The organism is Segatella copri (assembly GCF_019249765.2).
GTDB classification, from domain to species: domain Bacteria; phylum Bacteroidota; class Bacteroidia; order Bacteroidales; family Bacteroidaceae; genus Prevotella; species Prevotella copri_K.
In genome coordinates this window covers 805,416-823,593 of record NZ_CP152484.1, presented here as the reverse complement: position 1 = coordinate 823,593, position 18,178 = coordinate 805,416, and the positions used below count along the sequence as shown (strand labels likewise).

The 18,178-nt window shown below is 44.5% G+C and carries 11 protein-coding genes; 4 read left to right on the top strand and 7 right to left on the bottom strand.

Annotation, left to right across the window (positions count from 1 at the left end; translation table 11 throughout):
• Positions 1-22: 22 nt before the first annotated feature.
• Together KUA46_RS03365 and KUA46_RS03360 are read left to right on the top strand one after the other, a co-directional pair.
• Complete coding sequence (locus KUA46_RS03365) at positions 23-2,044, top strand: transketolase family protein (protein ID WP_022122119.1); 2,022 nt, start codon at positions 23-25, stop codon at positions 2,042-2,044.
• A gap of 156 nt (positions 2,045-2,200) precedes the next feature.
• Positions 2,201-2,644, top strand: a complete 444-nt coding sequence (locus KUA46_RS03360) for an RpiB/LacA/LacB family sugar-phosphate isomerase (protein ID WP_022122120.1) — start codon at positions 2,201-2,203, stop codon at positions 2,642-2,644.
• Positions 2,645-2,727: 83 nt separating this feature from the next.
• Here the strand turns inward: KUA46_RS03360 and KUA46_RS03355 are convergent, their stop codons facing one another.
• Complete coding sequence (locus KUA46_RS03355; protein ID WP_218487570.1) at positions 2,728-4,323, bottom strand: ATP-binding protein; 1,596 nt, start codon at positions 4,321-4,323, stop codon at positions 2,728-2,730.
• A gap of 433 nt (positions 4,324-4,756) precedes the next feature.
• Between KUA46_RS03355 and KUA46_RS03350 the strand changes: the two genes are divergently transcribed.
• Complete coding sequence (locus tag KUA46_RS03350; protein ID WP_218487571.1) at positions 4,757-7,951, top strand: type ISP restriction/modification enzyme; 3,195 nt, start codon at positions 4,757-4,759, stop codon at positions 7,949-7,951.
• Positions 7,952-8,230: 279 nt separating this feature from the next.
• Here KUA46_RS03350 and KUA46_RS03345 read toward each other — a convergent pair whose 3' ends face one another.
• The 6 genes from KUA46_RS03345 to gyrA all read right to left on the bottom strand — a co-directional run bounded on the left by KUA46_RS03345 (position 8,231) and on the right by gyrA (position 15,139).
• Complete coding sequence (locus tag KUA46_RS03345; protein ID WP_118142106.1) at positions 8,231-9,436, bottom strand: IS256 family transposase; 1,206 nt, start codon at positions 9,434-9,436, stop codon at positions 8,231-8,233.
• Between the two features lie 99 nt (positions 9,437-9,535).
• On the bottom strand, positions 9,536-9,673 hold the full coding sequence (locus tag KUA46_RS03340; RefSeq protein ID WP_186292200.1) for a hypothetical protein: 138 nt from the start codon (positions 9,671-9,673) through the stop codon (positions 9,536-9,538).
• 26 nt (positions 9,674-9,699) lie between these two features.
• Positions 9,700-10,035 carry a type II toxin-antitoxin system RelE/ParE family toxin gene (locus KUA46_RS03335; protein ID WP_006846790.1) on the bottom strand — a complete coding sequence of 112 codons (336 nt, stop codon included), beginning with the start codon at positions 10,033-10,035 and terminating at the stop codon, positions 9,700-9,702.
• Complete coding sequence (locus KUA46_RS03330) at positions 10,025-10,285, bottom strand: hypothetical protein (RefSeq protein WP_006846791.1); 261 nt, start codon at positions 10,283-10,285, stop codon at positions 10,025-10,027. Before KUA46_RS03330 ends, KUA46_RS03335 begins: the two co-directional genes overlap by 11 nt.
• A 955-nt stretch (positions 10,286-11,240) precedes the next feature.
• Entirely contained in the window at positions 11,241-12,449 is a 1,209-nt protein-coding gene (locus KUA46_RS03325; RefSeq protein ID WP_218487732.1) for a hypothetical protein, read from the bottom strand.
• Positions 12,450-12,502: 53 nt separating this feature from the next.
• The gene (gyrA, locus tag KUA46_RS03320) at positions 12,503-15,139 is read right to left on the bottom strand and encodes a DNA gyrase subunit A (RefSeq protein ID WP_218487733.1); all 2,637 of its coding nucleotides are present in this window, start codon (positions 15,137-15,139) and stop codon (positions 12,503-12,505) included.
• A 284-nt stretch (positions 15,140-15,423) separates the two neighbouring features.
• On the opposite strand from gyrA, the gene KUA46_RS03315 reads away from it, so the two are divergent.
• On the top strand, positions 15,424-18,102 hold the full coding sequence (locus KUA46_RS03315) for an ATP-dependent Clp protease ATP-binding subunit (RefSeq protein ID WP_218487734.1): 2,679 nt from the start codon (positions 15,424-15,426) through the stop codon (positions 18,100-18,102).
• Positions 18,103-18,178: the final 76 nt, after the last annotated feature.

Here is an 18,178-nt window from a genome sequence, read left to right as displayed (position 1 = left end):
CAACAATAATAAATATAAAATTATGAACGACATTAAAGTAATGAATCATGCAGCTGATAACATCCGTATCTTGGCTGCTTCAATGGTAGAAAAGGCAAATTCCGGTCACCCAGGTGGTGCTATGGGTGGTTCTGACTTCATCAACGTGCTCTTCTCAGAGTACCTGGTTTATGATCCAGCAGATCCAACATGGACAGGTCGTGACCGTTTCTTCCTCGACCCAGGTCACATGAGCCCAATGCTCTATGCTGGTTTGGCTTTGCGTGGTTTCTTCTCAATGGAAGACCTCAAGCAGTTCCGCCAGTGGGGTTCTGTAACTCCTGGTCACCCAGAGCTCGACCTTCAGCGTGGTATTGAGAACTCATCTGGTCCTCTCGGTCAGGGTCATGCCCTCGCAGCTGGTGCAGCTGTTGCAGAGAAGTTCCTCGAGGCTCGTCTGGGTTCAACCATGATGCAGCACAAGATCTACGCATACATCTCTGATGGTGCTGTAGAGGAAGAGATTTCTCAGGGTGTTGGCCGTATCGCCGGTAACCTCGGTCTGAACAACCTCATCATGTTCTACGATTCTAACGACATCCAGCTCTCTACAGAGTGTGGCGTTGTAATGAACGAGGATACAGAGATGAAGTACAAGGCTTGGGGCTGGAACGTCATCAAGATCAACGGTAACGACGTGGCTCAGATTCGTGAGGCGCTTGATGCTGCCCAGAAGGAGCAGGATCGCCCTACACTCATCATCGGTAAGACCGTAATGGGTAAGGGTGCCCTCCGCGCAGACGGCACAAGCTACGAGGCTTGCATCAATACTCACGGTGCTCCTCTCGGTGGCGACGCTTACGTTAATACTATCAAGCACCTCGGTGGTGATCCTGAGAATGCATTCGTTATCTTCGACGATGTAAAGGAAATCTACGCTAAGCGTGCTGAGGAGTTGAAGAAGATCGTTGCAGAGCGCAAGGCTGCAGAGGCTGAGTGGCGCAAGGCTAACCCAGAGAAGGCTGCCCAGATGGATGAGTGGTTCAGCGGCAAGGCTCCTAAGGTAGACTGGAGCAAGGTTGAGCAGAAGGCTGGTTCAGCTACACGTGCAGCATCTGCTGCTTGTCTCGGTGTTTTGGCAGAGCAGGTTCCTAACATGATCTGTGCTTCTGCTGACCTTTCTAACTCTGATAAGACAGACGGTTTCTTGAAGAAGACCAAGAGCATCGTTCGCGGTGACTTCTCAGGTGCTTTCTTCCAGGCTGGTGTTGCTGAGTTGACTATGGCTGATATGTGTATCGGTATGATGCTCCACGGTGGTGTGGTTGCAGCAATGGGTACATTCTTCGTATTCTCTGATTATATGAAGCCAGCTGTTCGTCTCGCTGCCCTGATGCAGGTTCCAGTGAAGTTCATCTGGACTCACGATGCATTCCGCGTTGGTGAGGATGGACCTACTCACGAGCCAGTGGAGCAGGAGGCACAGATTCGCCTCATGGAGAAGTTAAAGAACCACGCAGGCAAGGACAGCGTTCGCGTATTCCGTCCTGCTGATGCTGACGAGACTACAGTTTGCTGGAAGCTCGCTATGGAGAATGTTGAGACTCCTACAGCTTTGATCTTCTCTCGCCAGGGCATCGCTAAGTTGCCAGAGGGAACAGACTATGAGCAGGCAGCCAAGGGTGCTTACATCGTAGCAGGCAGCGACGAGAATCCAGACGTTATCCTCGTAGCAAGCGGTTCTGAGGTTTCTACATTGGAGGCTGGTTGCGAGGCTTTGCGTGCCGACGGCATCAAGGTTCGCGTGGTAAGTGCTCCATCAGAGGGCTTGTTCCGTGGTCAGAGCAAGGAATATCAGGAGAGCGTATTGCCAAAGAACGCTAAGATCTTCGGTATGACTGCCGGTCTTCCTGTAACACTCCAGGGTCTCGTAGGCGCTAATGGTAAGGTTTGGGGTATGGAGAGCTTCGGTTTCTCAGCTCCTTACAAGGTACTTGATGAGAAGCTCGGTTACACAGGCGAGAACGTTTACAAGCAGGTAAAGGCTTTCTTGGCAGAGGCTTAATTAGCATAAACTAAACAGGAGTTGGAAGCTGGAGTTGGAGATTTTGCCGGATGGCAGATTTCCATTTCCGGCATCCGACTCCTTTCACTCTTTTAATATTAACCTTGTGAAGGATAAGGGTTTACACCGGTTTCTTCACTTAAAAACTTAAGTATTATGGAAGTAAAGACAGTTGGTATTGCATGCGATCACGCAGGTTTTCCATTGAAGCAATTTGTATTGGAATATTTGGAAAAGAAGGGTTATCCTGTAAAGGATTATGGTACATACAGCGATGCGAGTGTAGACTATCCTGACTTCGGTCATGCTCTTGCTAAAGGCATTGAGAGTGGCGAAGTATATCCAGGTATCGGCATTTGCGGCAGCGGCGAAGGTATCGCCATGACATTGAATAAGCATCAGAGTGTACGTGCCGGATTGGCATGGTGCAAGGAGATTGCTCATTTGGTTCGTCAGCACAACGATGCCAACGTATTGGTACTTCCAGGTCGTTTCGTAGACAACAAGACCGCCGAGGCTATTCTCGACGAGTTCTTTGCCACAACATTCGAAGGTGGCCGTCACGAGCGTCGCGTCAAGAAGATTCCTGTTCAGCAGTAAAGTTCTGAATGGATAAAAAAGAATTAAGGCTGAGTCATCGCATGATGGCTCAGCCTATTTTTATATTAACAAGTAGTAGAATTTCAGCCTTCAATCTTCCAATCTTCAATAGTTCCCGTTTCTGAAGAGAAACTACATCCTATTTTAAAGAGTTTTCTTTTATCATTGGCATACTCACGGGCATATCCCCTATTATTTATTTGCGACAATGCCTCCTGAGCTGTTCCGTCAAGTTTGAACTCAAAGATATAGATATACTTCGAGGTCTCAACGATGCAATCTACCCTACCCTGACTCTGTACCTTCTCCGTATAAACCGTGTATGTGCTCAAAAGTCGTAGCAGGAGATAAAAAGTATAATGAAAATAACGCTCCTTCTCCCGTTCTGAATCCTTACGGCGCATCGTATAAGGAATACTTGAAAGAAAAGCTGTCAGATGGACTTGAAAATCATCCAGGTTACCTTTCCTTAAAGCAGAAATTGCCTTTACTATCCAATTATCTATATTGTCTTTCGGCTCCAAATAATTGTTAGCCATCAGAGTAATAAATCCACGCTTTACCTCATCGTTCGGATAATCTAACAAAAAAGTATTCATGTCACTATCATAATCCTTGATGGTAAGATAACCGCTCTGAAATATCATAGGCAAAGGCTTCTCCTTATCTGCACGATAATCAACAAACTGATCGGTCATATAATACTTACCCGTCAACTCATCCAGATTCTCATCAAAATGATTCAACAAGCGGACCAGATAGGTGGGTGTTCCTGTGCGAAACCAATAATCCTGAACATCCTGCTTATCAAATGTATTCAAAATGCTGAAAGGATTATAAACACCCTTCATCCTTTTGCTGAAATGATATCCATCAAATCGCTTCTTCAACACCCCCCGCATCTTCTCTTCGGTATAGCCGTAAACAGCAGCCAACTCCTCTATCTGTTGCGAGAAAGTCTGTTCCAGTTCCTCATCTGTGATACCGCAAATGGTATCATACATAGGCGACATGCTTATATCATTAGGTTGATTAAAATCACTGAACACACTCACCTGCGAGAACTTAGTAACACCGGTGAGGAAAACGAATTGCAGATGCTTGTCAGCTCCCTTAAAGGTGGAATAGAAAGCACGAAGCATGTTTCTGTTTTTCTCCTCCAAGGTTATCTGTTCACCCAAATGCTCTACCATATACCCCGTATCCATCACGTCGAGCAGCGGTTTGTCATATTCGTCCACCAAAACCACGGCACGCAGCCCGGTCTGCTGATGAGCTTCTTCCAAGATCTTTTTAAATCTCAAGTTATAATCGGTGACTCCCGGTTCACGCTCTATCCGATATTTCTTTTCCCATCCCGAGATATAAAACTCGAATATCTGATTGAGAGCATCTGCATTGGCATAAGAACCTGTTCCAAAATCTATATGAAACACGGGATAGGTTTTCCACTCCGTTTCTAGTTTTTCGATGGCAAGTCCTTTGAACAGTTCTTTTTTGCCCAGGAAATAGTTCTCGAAGGTAGAGATAAGAAGACTCTTTCCGAATCGTCGGGGACGACCCAGAAAATAGACAGTACTTCCATGTGCCAAGGAATACACCATAGCCGTTTTATCAACATAAACGTAACCTTCTTCACGCAGATGATCAAACGATTGTAAGCCTATAGGATATCTCATATTATCTTCATTTTACATTTCATCTGCAAAGCTACTCATTTTTTTTTGAATAACAAAGAAAAAGTTGGGATTATTTTTTGCCATTTCGATAAAATGTAATACCTTTGTGCCCAAGTATGGCGAGGCAAATGCCAAGCCTGCTCTATTTTCGTGGGTTAACGATTAGATTCGTATCGATTCGACTGGAAGTTCTAAACAGAATAGCTCCTACCAAAGCAAAATTCTAAGAGAGAACAGAAGGTGAGAATGGATGCGCCTAGATATGGCGTATCCTCTCCTTTTGTATTTCTCTCTTTGGGCCATCTGTGGTAGGAGCAGCCTTGTTTAGGAATACGATAAGGTAGAGGGTACGCTCTTTTTGTATCTTGTATCCTCGGAATACATTTTTATTAGTTTATAGATTTCAGTAATAAGATTTAAAGCTCCTACCAACATGCAAAAGAATCTGTCAATTGAAAATCTTCTAGATGAGTACTATAAGGCATTAAACGCAACCTATAGTACCCATGATGCCAGTGAGTATAGCTACCGCTCGGCCTTGGAGAATTTATTGAATAGTCTGCTACAGCCAGAATATCAAGCTATCAATGAGCCACGCAATATGACTTGCGGTAAACCCGACATATCCATCATTCGCAAGCGTGATGCCGTAACTGTAGCCAGTATAGAAACCAAGGACATCAACAAGCCAGACTTAGAGGGAAAAGGAAGAAACCAGGAACAGTTCGACCGCTACAAGAAGGCGATGAACCATGCTGTCTTTACAGATTACCTCCGTTTTCTGTTTTATGAAAGCGGCAACGATACTCCTATCTTGGACATTCGTATAGGTACATGCCAGAACGATGAAATCATACCCGACAGCGAAAAAGGCAAACAGCTATGTACATTCCTTTACAAATACATCGGGAAGAAGATTCAACCTATTCGCTCTGCTACAACTTTGGCGGATCTTATGGCAAAGAAAAGCCAGATGATGTGTGCCATTCTTACAGACCTATTGAAGGAAAACGGCGAAGACAATGCATCGGGACTATTGAAGAAGACTTATACAGACCTCAAGGATTCTCTCATTCAAAATCTCGACGAGGATGGCTTTGCCAAGATATACTCGCAGACAGTAGCTTACGGCTTATTTGCAGCCCGACTAAACGACTCTACCCCTGAGAATTTCTCTAGGGCAGAGGCCGCTGAGCTGATACCTAAAACCAACAAGTTGCTACGAGGAATCTTCAACGACTTGGCTGGTAATACAATCCATGAGCGCATCTCCTGGATTATCGACGACTTGGTTGAGATGTTCGGTGCCACCAATTTGCAAAAAATGTTCGAACGAGACATCAGAAACAACCGAGACCCACTGATACATTTCTACGAAGACTTTCTGAAAGCATTTAATTCTGCTGACAGAAAGAACTTCGGCGTATGGTACACCCCACTCCCCATCGTCAAGTTTATTGTTGATTCCATAGACATTCTTCTGAAGAACAAGTTGAGCATTGAAGAAGGCTTGGCCGACACAACAACAATCATTCACAAGACGCTGGATAGTGAAACGGAACTTAGTCAAGTACAGATACTAGACCCTGCAGTAGGAACCGGTACATTCTTAGCGGAAATCATCAATCATATCGCTGACCAATATAAGGGACAGGAGACACTTTGGCAGAAATATGTCCACAGCTGTCTTTTGCCTCGTCTGTATGGTTTCGAGATACAGATGGCGTCCTATACTGTAGCACACATCAAGTTTGATATGGTGTTGGCACATACTGGTTATAAGACTGAAAAAGACGATGCATTCCACATTTGCCTTACCGATTCTCTCAGAAAGCCAAACAAAACAGGAGAAAGCAATACTGGATATTGGATTTCCCTAGAACAAGCGGAAGCCGACCGCATCAAGTCGCAACGTCCTATCATGGTGATGTTGGGCAATCCTCCATACAATGGAGAAAGCCAAAACAAGGCTGACGAGATAGAAGAACTCATAGAAAAGTACAAGCAGGAGCCAGACCAGATACTCAACAAAAAAGAAAAGGCAAAGAAGATTTTCGACACGAAATGGCTAAACAATGACTACGTGAAGTTTATCGCTTTGGGACAGCGTTTCATAGAAGAAAATGGTAAGAGTATTATAGGCTACATCACTCCCAACACACATTTAGACAGTCTCACTTTTAGAGGAATGCGTTATCAACTGCTGAAGACTTTTGACAATATGTACATCATTAATCTTCACGGCAGCAACAAAACAAAAGAGACTTGCCCTGATGGTTCTAAAGACGAGAATGTATTTGGAATCGAAAGCGGTGTATGCATCACTCTCTTTGTAAAAACAGGAAAAGAAAAAGGCGAATCTTCCTTAGCCAAAGTATATTATAAAGATGTATATGGAAAAAAGAAAGACAAGTTTGATTTCTTGGAGCAGAACGACTTGCTGGCTGTGGATTTTGAAGAAGTTACACCTACATCACCGATGTATTTTCTTCTCCCAATCAAGAAGAACATGGAAACAGAATTCGGCCAAGGATTCCCTGTTGAAGAGCTCTTTATAAAAAAGGCTCTTGGAATATGTACCAAAAGAGATTCTATCGCCTACCAAGCCAACCTTTCTGATATTAAAAATATCATCGAAGACTTTAAGCTCTTAGAAGAATCTGAAATTAAAAAGAAATATAATATCACAAAGGAAAGCCGAGACCAGAAAGTGGCTTATGCTCAACGAAACGTCAAGGAATTTGGAATTAAAGACGAGTTTTTTAAGAAAGCTCTCGTTCGTCCATTCGATTTGAAATTTACATATTTCACTAATAGATCTAAGGGATTCATAGCATTCCCTGTTTATGACACGATGCGCCACCTTGCCCACAAAGACCAGAGCAAGAATCTAGGTTTAATCATCGGCAAGAGTGGCAATGTAGTTGGCGATATGCCTTGGAATTTATGTTTCGTTACCAACACAATAGTAGACTTGAACATCTTCTATCGTGGAGGAGGATACGTGTATCCTTTATACGTTGATACGAGTAAAGCTGTCAATCAGGGAAACTCCAGCACTCAGGAACTAGGTGACGAAAAGGAAACCATCATTTCTAATCTCAATGGAGACATCATCAAGAGACTAGCCGACTGCTTAGGAGTAGAACCTTTCCCAGAAGATTTGCTCGACTACATCTATGCCATCCTGCATTCCTCAAACTATCGAGAGAAATTCAAGGAACAACTGAAATACCAGTTTCCTCGTATTCCATACCCTAAAAATGAAGAAGAGTTTAAAAAATTAGCGTCATTGGGTAACCACTTGCGCCACCTGCATCTTATGGACAATACGGCGACATGGAATGCCAAGAGTCAATTCCCTTTCAAAGGAAATGGGAGCAGCATAATCGTTAAACCTCAATGGAAAGACGACAAAGTGTACATCAACAAAGAAAACTATTACGACAATGTACCAGAGGTAGTTTGGCGATACTATATTGGAGGATACCCAATAGCAGAGAAATGGCTTAAAGACAGAAAAGGCACAGAGCTAGACTTCAACGCCATCATCCACTATTCCAACATATTGCATGTCTTGACGCAAACTATCTATCTTTCTAAAGAAATAGATAAAATATACATATAATCCTTGCTTCTGGCGAAGCATTACGGCTTTACAGAAGAAAAGCTCGACTTCATTATCAACTACGACATTAAGTATCGTATGGGCGATGAGCTGAACAAGGACAAGGAGTAAAACGAAGAATCCCTGTTACTGATGCTACTCGGTAGGCATCGGCAACAGGGAATTTCGTCGTATTGTTCGGGGGTGTAAATTAAACTGTGTCAAGGCTTGTTCTTAACTTTCATTCCCACTCCCTGCTGGGGGCATGCCCCCAGCAGGGAAGCCTTTTCGGCTGCAAAGTTACATAATTTTAAATCTATCTCCAAATTTTATTGCCAATTGTTGAGAAAGTTGTCCCCAATTTGCCAGTGGCATAGTCCATTTCTTACGGATGTTGCGGTAAGCTAAGTATACAAGCTTCTCCAAAGAATTATCCGTAGGAAAGACCCCTTTAGTCTTTGTGACCTTTCTTACCTGTCTGTGATACCCCTCAACCGTATTGGTCGTATAAATGAGTTTACGGATGGCTGGAGTATATTGGAAATACTCTGTCAGACGTTCCCAATTGTCACGCCATGACTTGATGACAATTGGGTACATCTCTCCCCACTTAGACTCTAACAGGTCTAAATTAGCAGCAGCGGAGTCTTTGTTTACTGCACCATATACTGTTCTTAAATCCTTGATAAACTCCTTTTGATGCTTACTGCCAACATACTTGATAGAATTGCGTATCTGATGGACAATACAGAGCTGCACAGAACTCTCAGGAAATACGCTTTGGATGGCATCTGGGAAGCCTTTGAGACCATCAATACAACAAATCAAGATGTCTCGAACACCACGGTTCTGAAGATCCGTAAGAACTTCTAGCCAGAAGTTAGCTCCTTCACTCTTAGACACATACATACCTAACAGTTCTTTTTGGCCTTCCTTGTTGATACCAAGAATGTTGTAAATGGCTCGTGTGACAGCTCTGCCATTCTCATCCTTTACCTTATAATGGATAGCATCAAGCCAGCAAATGGCATATACAGGATCGAGCATGCGAGACTTCCAGGCGGTGATTTCGGGTAATACACGGTCTGTTATAGAGCTGATAGTATCGGCTGATAGAGTTGTGTTGAACTCACGCTCAAAGTAGCTGCTGATGTCACGTGTGCTGGTGCCCATGGCGTACATCTCAATAATCTGGTCTGCCATGCCATTGGCAAGAATAGTCTCACGCTTCTTTACGGTCTCAGGTTGGAAAGTTCCGTCTCGGTCACGAGGAGTCTCTATAGTGACCTCACCATATTTTGTTTGAACCTTCTTACTCATCTTACCATTACGACGGTTGCCGGAAGAGCGTTCCTCTTCACTTAAATGAGCATCCATCTCACCTTCGAGAGCTGAGTTGAGAATACGCTCTAACAATGGAGCTAATGCTCCGTCCTTGCCAAATAAGGCTTCACCACTACGCAACTGCTGAGCTGCTTTCTTGTAATCAATTTCTAAGTTGTCCATAATATAAAAACTGTGTTAAACTACTTTTATTGTAGCTTGACACAGTTTAATTTACACTCTCTATTGTTCTATTGTTTTATCCTTTAGAATTATAGAAATCTAGCAAGGGCGTACAGAAACTACCTTTGCCACATGTCCCTCAGGAATTCCTGGTACTACTATCGAATAGCTAACAGGATATTTCTTTTCAAACTCCTCAATAGGAAGAGCAAATACTTTTAATTTCTTTTCCTTCATAATTTACTCCTTTCTTCAATAGCATATCAAACTAAGCCATTCTTCTTCAACAAATCTGTCAATTCTTTCCCCTTTATAGTACTCCGCTCCGATTTATCATAAATATAAAGCAAGCCGAGACCATCCTTTATATCGGCTAACACAACTGTTATAATACGGGCACCGCCACTTTTACCAGTTCCTTTCGATTTAATAGCCATACGAACCTTACGCAAGCCGCCACCTAAATCTGCACCCAAAGAAGGGGAAGAACTTAACTCATTCATCAATTCCTTCAAATCAGATTTAAACGACTTATAGCGCTTATTCAATCGTTTAGCTTCCTTTTCAAAAGAAGGGAAAGTAAATATCTTACAACTCATTCAGCACGTCCTCCAATGGTTTAAGCTCTAGCTTTCCTTCACGATAGGACTTCAGCTCATGGAGGGCATTGTCGAAACCCGAGAGTATTTCTTCTTTAGTCATACAAGGCTCTTCTTGAACCATACACGCCTCATTTGCCTCTTTATTTGCAAAGAGGTTTCTTATCCTATCCAAAAGATGGATATCTTGTGTATTAAGCACCTGACGAATAATATCATTCTGTGCTGCTTGTATATTTAATGCTGTCATACAAACTCCTTTTTAAAAATTTGCTTTCTAAATACCGAATATCACTTATTTCATGCAAAATTACACAGAAGTTTTCAAAATACCAAATATTTTCAGGCAAATCTACAAAAAAGCTGGTATTTCCTTTGATTTTCAGCGGATTATTAGTATTATTGCATTATTAAATACACGCAAGCGTATGATATCAAAGGATAATGTGTAAGATACAATCTCAGAATACGGAAGAAGTTGTCGGAAAAGACAGATGAAGTTGTCGGAAAAAATAGTATAGGTTATCGGAGAAGTTAACTCCGTAGGCCGCACAACAGCTGTTGTGCGCTTGCATAACAGCTGATATGCGCTCGCACAACACCTGTTGTGCATGCGTAGACCAGCTGATGGGCACCTACAGCAAACCAACATTAGTCGCAGATGGTTTTATCTATCTGCTTTGTAAAAACTTATAACCGGATTTTTGATATTGATTACTATACAATCTAGAGATAGAAATAGAGCTATTATGCACTTCATTTGCCATATTACCTGTTTTTCTATAAGAGAAAAATCTATAGTTGTACGACTATAATCCCTATAGTCGTACAACTGTAGAGCTATGGTTGTACAACTATAGCACCTATAGTCGTACAACTGTAGAGTTATGGTCGTACAACTATAGGTCATTTAGCCGTACAACTAAAGAATCACTGCAAAAGCCGTTTACCAACAATCACATAACTTCCTGTTTATTAAGGCATTGTGATTTTCTATCATATTTTCAATATTCACAGCAAAATAAAAACAGGATGAAAATACGGGAATCTAAGCAGGGTATTTGTCAAAAAAACTATAGTCATATTCAGATCAATACTTTGGTAAAACTGAGAACAATTCACTATCTCAAAGAAACCCAAAAAAGGGATGCCACACTAGGTGACATCCCCCTATGAGAATCAAATACTTATTTGAAGCTTAAACTTTACTTGCTCTCAGCCTCAGCCTGCTTGGTCTCTGCTGCGTTAGGACCATAGTAGCCATAGTAAGCCTGGTAACGGGTGTAACCCCAGTTAGCCTGAGCCTTCTCTGGATCGAGCTGCTTAGCCTTGTCGAGAACCTTGATAGCCTCCTGGTAAACAACCTTGCGGCCGTTAGGATCCTGCAAGTTACCAGCCTTGCTGTTATAGCAAGCACCCAGATAAGTAAGAACAACTACGTTGTCCTCCTTTGCAGCAAGAGCCTGCTTCAAACACTTGATAGCGTTGTCTGCATCGTTCTTCTGGATATACATCATACCCTTGTTGGCAAGAGCTACAAAGTTGTTAGGGTTCTTTGCAATAGCTGCGTCCAAAAGTTCAGTCTGCTCCTTCTCCATCTTCAATGAAGAGTACATAGAATTCAAACCATCGAGAACAACATCATTGGTCTCGTCCTTTGCAAAGATATCCTTGAGCTTGTTAACATAGGCAAGAGAATCCTCGTGAGTCTTCAAGCCGTCCTTCATCACATAGAGCTTGAGGTTGAGGGCATCCTTAGCCTCCTTCTCACTCTTCATGGCGATGTCGCAATACTTCTCGCAACGGGCTGCATCCTTAGCCTGGTATGCATAACGGGCTGCAAAGAGAGCAACCTGACCGATATACTCCTTCTCGCTATCCTTCTGCTTCTGGTCTACAGAAGCGAAGAGAGGCTCATTGTCTGTATCGAGGAAAGCACCCCAATACTTCAATACCTCATCAGCCTTACTGTTCTGAGCTGCAGTCTGACCCGCATTAACGAGCTGAACACGAGCACCCCATACACGGCTAGCGTTGTTGTTAAACTTAGGAGCAACCTTACCCTTAGCGTTAGGAAGCTGGTCGTACTTGTAGCACTCAATAGCATTGATCAATGCATTGTAAGCGCCCTCAGACATAGCAGCCTCGTCAACCGGGTCGTTCTTCTTCATGATCTGATTGGTCTGCTGGATGCTCTGCTGGTCGTTGAACTGCTTCATAGCGAGATCAACGAGCTTGTTGTAAGCCTTGGCCTTCTCTGCATCGTTAGCCATCTGACCCAAATTCTGCTTAACCAAAGCCTCAGCCTCGGCATAAGACTTAGCCTTCATGACAGCCTTGAGAGCGTCACTGTCGCCTGCGAATGCTGATGTGGCACCTAGTACCATCATTGCAGCTACTAAAAACTTTTTCATTTTTCTTAATGAGTTTAAAAGTTGTTGTTATTTATTTTTACGCGTCTTTTCTTTTATTCGAAATCTACGTTGCCCGAATCGGTATCCTCAGCTTCAGATGCTTCGTCAGCGAGATGAGCCTCAGCCTCAGCAGCCTCCTCGGCAGTCTTGGCACCTACGGTATCATTCTCTATCTCCTCGCTCTTCTTAGCCCAGGCAGAACGGCTCTCCTCTTCTACAGAAGCCTCGAGCTCTGAACTCATCACCTTGCATACGCTGGCAATGACATCATTCTTCTTGGTAAGATTGATGAGGCGGACACCCTGAGTAGCACGGCCCATGACACGGCAATCGGCTACGGCAAGACGAATCACGATACCACTTTGGTTAATAATCATGAGGTCGTTATCATCGGTTACGTTCTTGATAGCTACCAGTCGACCGGTCTTGTCGGTAATATTCAGTGTCTTCACACCCTTACCGCCACGCTTGGTAACGCGGTAATCGAGTACATCAGAACGCTTACCATAACCCTGCTCGCTCACTACCATCACGGTTTCCTTCTCAGGATCGTTGACAACAATCATACCTACTACAGCATCATTACCCTCATCGAGGCGCATACCACGAACACCGGTAGATGTACGGCCCATTGTACGAATCTCGTTCTCGTCGAAACGGACAGCACGACCATTGCGGTTGGCAATAATCAGTTCGTTATGACCATTTGTCAGACGAACATCTACCACCTCATCGCCCTCTACGATGTTGATAGCAATCACACCGTTGGCACGTGGACGGGAATATGCCTCCAGACAGGTCTTCTTCACGGTACCATTCTTGGTAGCGAATACTACGTAATGGTTGTTGATGAACTCTGCATCATTCAATCCCTTCAAGCGGAGGAATGCATTCACCTGGTCATCGCTCTCGATGTTGAGGAGGTTCTGGATAGCACGACCCTTGGAATTGCGGTCACCCTCAGGAATCTCGTAACACTTCAACCAGTAGCAGCGGCCCTTCTTGGTGAAGAACAGCATAGTCTGGTGCATGGTAGCAGGATAGATATACTCGGTGAAGTCCTTATCACGGGTACGGGCTCCCTTAGAACCTACTCCACCACGAGCCTGCTCACGGAACTCTGACAATGGGGTGCGCTTGATATATCCGAGATGACTCACGGTGATAACCACTGGGTCGTTTGGATAGAAGTCTTCTGGGTTGAACTCATGGTCATCTGGCTTAATCATGGTACGACGTGCGTCACCATACTTCTCCTTCACCTCGTTGAGTTCATCCTTCATTACCTTCTTGCAGAGTTCAGGATCGTTCAGAATCTGGTTCAAGTAGTCGATGGTCTTCATCAACTCGTTGAATTCATTGTGCAACTGCTCCAGACGCAAGCCTGTCAACTGGCTGAGGCGCATATCCACGATGGCCTTACTCTGAAGTTCATCAAGTTCGAAGCGCTTCTCCAAGTTGCGCTGGGCATCAGATGGAGTCTTGCTGGCTCTGATAATATGTACCACCTCATCGATGTTGTCGCAGGCAATGATCAAGCCCTCGAGAATATGAGCACGCTCCTGAGCCTTCTTCAGTTCGAACTGGGTGCGGCGGATTGTAACATCATGACGATGCTCTACGAAATACTTCACACACTCCTTCAAGCTCAAAAGACGTGGGCGGCCATTAACAAGAGCGATGCAATTCACTGAGAATGAACTCTGAAGAGCAGTCAGCTTAAAGAGTTTGTTCAAAAGAACATTAGCATTGGCATCACGCTTCACATCAACAACGATACGCATACCCTGACGGCCAGACTCATCGTTTACGTTAGCGATGCCATCTACTCTGCCGTCCTTGGCAAGGTCAGCAATAGCCATCACGAGCTGCTCCTTGTTAACACCATAAGGAATCTCGGTGATAACAATCTTATCATGGTTTTCACCACTTTCAATCTCGGCAGTGGCACGAACCACGATTCTGCCTCGACCCGTTTCGTATGCATCCTTCACTCCCTGGATACCATAGATGGTAGCACCGGTTGGGAAATCAGGAGCAGGGATATACTGCATCAATCCATCGGTGTCGATGTCAGGATTATCGATATATGCACAGCAACCGTCAATTACCTCACCCAAGTTGTGGGTAGGCATATTGGTAGCCATACCTACTGCAATACCGTTACCACCATTTACCAGAAGATTAGGAATCTTGGTAGGCATCACGGTAGGTTCCTGCAGGGTATCATCGAAGTTGTTGGTCATATCAACCGTTTCCTTGTCAAGGTCATCCATGATATGCTCACCCATCTTGGAGAGGCGGCACTCAGTATAACGCATGGCAGCAGGAGAGTCACCGTCAACAGAACCGAAGTTACCCTGTCCGTCAATCAAGGTATAACGCATGTTCCACTCCTGTCCCATACGCACCAGAGCGCCGTAAACAGAAGCGTCACCGTGAGGGTGATACTTACCGAGCACCTCACCAACAACACGCGCACATTTCTTATAAGGTTTGTCACTGGTGTTTCCAATGCCGAGCATACCGTAAAGAATACGGCGGTGCACAGGCTTGAAACCATCGCGTACATCAGGGAGGGCACGAGCCACGATAACTGACATCGAATAATCGATGTAGCTCGACTTCATCTCCTCCTCAATGTTGATTTTCATGATTCTATCATGATCCATTGTCTGATTTTCGTCCATTTCTTATATTAATGTATTATTGTTTATTCGTTACTTTCAAAACGCCTGTTTTCCATCCGGAAATCGCGTTTAAGGGCATTTCCTTGCGTTCTAAGCCGTTTTACCCTTTTGAAATCCCCGACAAAGATACAAAAAAAAATGATACTAAAACGCTTTAGAGGCGAAAAATCGCATTATTTTAGCATTATTTGTATTTTAACAATGCAAAAAAGTTGGCATATCATTTGCTATTATTGAAAATAATGTGTACTTTTGCACTGAGATATTTAAAAATATAAGCAAATATGATAAATCCGTTTTCACATATACAGGACATACTGAACAGAAGTAGCAAAGAAGCAGCACGCACCTTGGGAAGAGAAATCAGCGTGGAGCATCTGATGCTGAGTCTGATCAGCCAGAACGACAGCGATGTCAACAAGCTTCTGAAGGGCGCAGACATCAGTCCGATGGCTTTCAGCGGAGTCCTTAACAGCAAACTGGAAAAGCGTGTGGAAGAAACTCCTGCCGATAACATGAAGGAGAACAGCCACATCCCATTCAGCCAGATAACAGACAGCATTATCAGAGACTCTATCCGCGAGGCAAACAACTACGAGCACTCCAAGATTGTAGAGCCAAGACATCTGCTGCTTGCCATCTTGAGAAATGACAAGAACCCTGTAGCCAACTGGCTGAGTCAACTGGGCTTAAGCTACGACCGTGCCATCGAAATGCTCTATCCTACTGACAAGGATGATGAGCAGAAGACAGAAGAACCGAAGGATTTCAAAATGGAACCACAAACACCAGATTCAGAAATCCCTGATGCTGACAGGCAGGAGGAAGCAGAGAACCTGGAGATGGCTGGTGGAATAGGAACAGAAGATGACTACAACGAGCAGAACGACATGATGGAAACTGACGAAGAGCCATTCGATATGGAAAAGGACCAGAACCCGATGAGACTGTCTACCCGTTCAAATGGAACTCCGCGCAAAAAGAGCAGCACCCCTACCATCGACAAATTCAGTTTCGACTTGACCAAGGCTGCAGCCGATGGAAAACTGGATCCTGTCGTGGGCAGAGAGAAGGAGATTCAGCGCGTGCTCGAAATTCTGGGTCGCAGAAAGAAGAACAACCCAGTATTAATAGGTGAACCGGGCGTAGGAAAGAGTGCCATCGTAGAAGGACTGGCACAACTCATCAACAACCAGGAAACATCACCTATGTTCTTCAACAAGCGTCTGGTAAGTCTTGACCTGACTGCCATCGTTGCAGGAACCAAATTCCGCGGACAGTTTGAAGAGCGCATCAAGAATGTCATCAAGGAACTGGAGGAACATCCGGAGATCATCATCTTCATAGATGAGATTCACACCATGATAGGCGCCGGTTCCGGCGAAGGAAGCATGGATGCCGCCAACATTCTGAAACCAGCCCTGGCAAGAGGTATCATCCAGTGTATCGGTGCCACTACGCTCGATGAGTATCGCAAGAGCATTGAGAAGGACGGAGCCTTGGAGCGCCGTTTCCAGAAGGTTATCGTTGAACCAACTACACGCGAAGAGACCCTGCTGATACTGCACAACATCAAGGAACATTACGAGAAGCATCACTGTGTGAGATATACAGACGAGGCTCTCGAAACATGTGTCAAACTGACAGAGCGCTATATCACCGACCGCCACTTCCCAGACAAGGCTATCGACGTGATAGATGAAGCCGGCTCGCGCGTACATATTAATAATGCAAGTGTTCCTGCTCCATATATCAAGCTGGAAAAAGAACTGAAAAAGATTATCAGCAAGAAGCAGCAGGCTGTAGCAAACCAGAACTTCGAGATGGCAGCCTCATGCAGAGATGCCCAAACCAAGATCGAGAAAGAGATTGAGGACATGAAGGCGCAATGGCAGCAGGGAGAGATTGGCGAATATGTTGAGGTGACAGCCGAAGATATTGCCAACGTTATCAGCATGATGACCGGCGTACCGGCCCAACGCATGGCAGAGGGTGAAAGCAAACGTCTGAAAGATCTGGAACACAACCTGAAGCACAAGGTGATTGCTCAGGATAATGCCATCAACAAGATGGTAAAGACCATTCTGAGGAACCGTGTAGGCTTGCGCGACCCTAACCATCCTATTGGCGTATTCATGTTCCTGGGTCCTACAGGTGTAGGTAAGACCTACCTTGCCCAAAAACTCGCCGAAGAGCTGTTTGGTTCGAAAGATTCACTCATCAGAATAGACATGAGCGAATTCTCCGAGAGTTTCAACACCTCACGTCTGGTAGGTGCACCTCCAGGATACGTAGGCTATAACGAAGGTGGACAGCTGACCGAAAAGGTACGCCGCAAACCATACAGCATCGTATTGCTCGACGAAATAGAGAAAGCCAACAGCAAGATATTCAACCTGCTCTTACAGGTACTCGACGAAGGAAGACTTACCGATGGCAACGGCAGACTCATCGATTTCCGCAACACCATCATCATCATGACCTCTAACGCAGGAACCCGCCAGCTGAAAGATTTCGGCAGAGGCGTCGGCTTTACTTCTGCAGGTATAAAAGGCGGATTGGCGATGGATGAGAAAGACAAGGAGTACGCCCGCAGCATCGTCCAGAAGAGTCTGAGCAAGCAGTTTGCTCCAGAGTTTCTGAACCGTCTCGATGACATCATCACCTTCGACCAGTTGGATCTCAATGCCATCAAGCGCATCATCGACCTTGACCTGGAAGGACTGGTCAAGAGAATAGAAGAACTGGGATTCCATTTCCAGATTACCGAAAAGGCAAAGGAGATGGTAGCTAAGAAGGGATACGATGTGCAGTTTGGTGCCCGCCCACTCCGCCGCGCCATCCAGACCTACATCGAAGATTCCGTTTGCGAGATGTTACTTGATGGCACAATGAAGCCAGGCGACACCATCTCGGTAGGCAAAAATTCGAAAAAAGAAGAATTGACATTCAAGAAACTATAATCAGAAGAGGGACTATCCACTGGCGATAGTCCCTCTTTTATTATGAACCCGGTATAGCAACCAACGAACTTTAGTT

Bases quoted from the DNA above. Each gene is read 5' to 3' on its own strand.
- KUA46_RS03340 (WP_186292200.1), bottom strand. From the start codon at position 9,673: ATGAAGGAAAAGAAATTAAAAGTATTTGCTCTTCCTATTGAGGAGTTT.
- KUA46_RS03325 (WP_218487732.1), bottom strand. From the start codon at position 12,449: ATGAAAAAGTTTTTAGTAGCTGCAATGATGGTACTAGGTGCCACATCA.
- KUA46_RS03335 (WP_006846790.1), bottom strand. From the start codon at position 10,035: ATGAGTTGTAAGATATTTACTTTCCCTTCTTTTGAAAAGGAAGCTAAA.
- KUA46_RS03365 (WP_022122119.1), top strand. From the start codon at position 23: ATGAACGACATTAAAGTAATGAATCATGCAGCTGATAACATCCGTATC.
- KUA46_RS03315 (WP_218487734.1), top strand. From the start codon at position 15,424: ATGATAAATCCGTTTTCACATATACAGGACATACTGAACAGAAGTAGC.
- KUA46_RS03345 (WP_118142106.1), bottom strand. From the start codon at position 9,436: ATGGACAACTTAGAAATTGATTACAAGAAAGCAGCTCAGCAGTTGCGT.
- KUA46_RS03350 (WP_218487571.1), top strand. From the start codon at position 4,757: ATGCAAAAGAATCTGTCAATTGAAAATCTTCTAGATGAGTACTATAAG.
- KUA46_RS03355 (WP_218487570.1), bottom strand. From the start codon at position 4,323: ATGAGATATCCTATAGGCTTACAATCGTTTGATCATCTGCGTGAAGAA.
- KUA46_RS03330 (WP_006846791.1), bottom strand. From the start codon at position 10,285: ATGACAGCATTAAATATACAAGCAGCACAGAATGATATTATTCGTCAG.
- gyrA (WP_218487733.1), bottom strand. From the start codon at position 15,139: ATGGACGAAAATCAGACAATGGATCATGATAGAATCATGAAAATCAAC.
- KUA46_RS03360 (WP_022122120.1), top strand. From the start codon at position 2,201: ATGGAAGTAAAGACAGTTGGTATTGCATGCGATCACGCAGGTTTTCCA.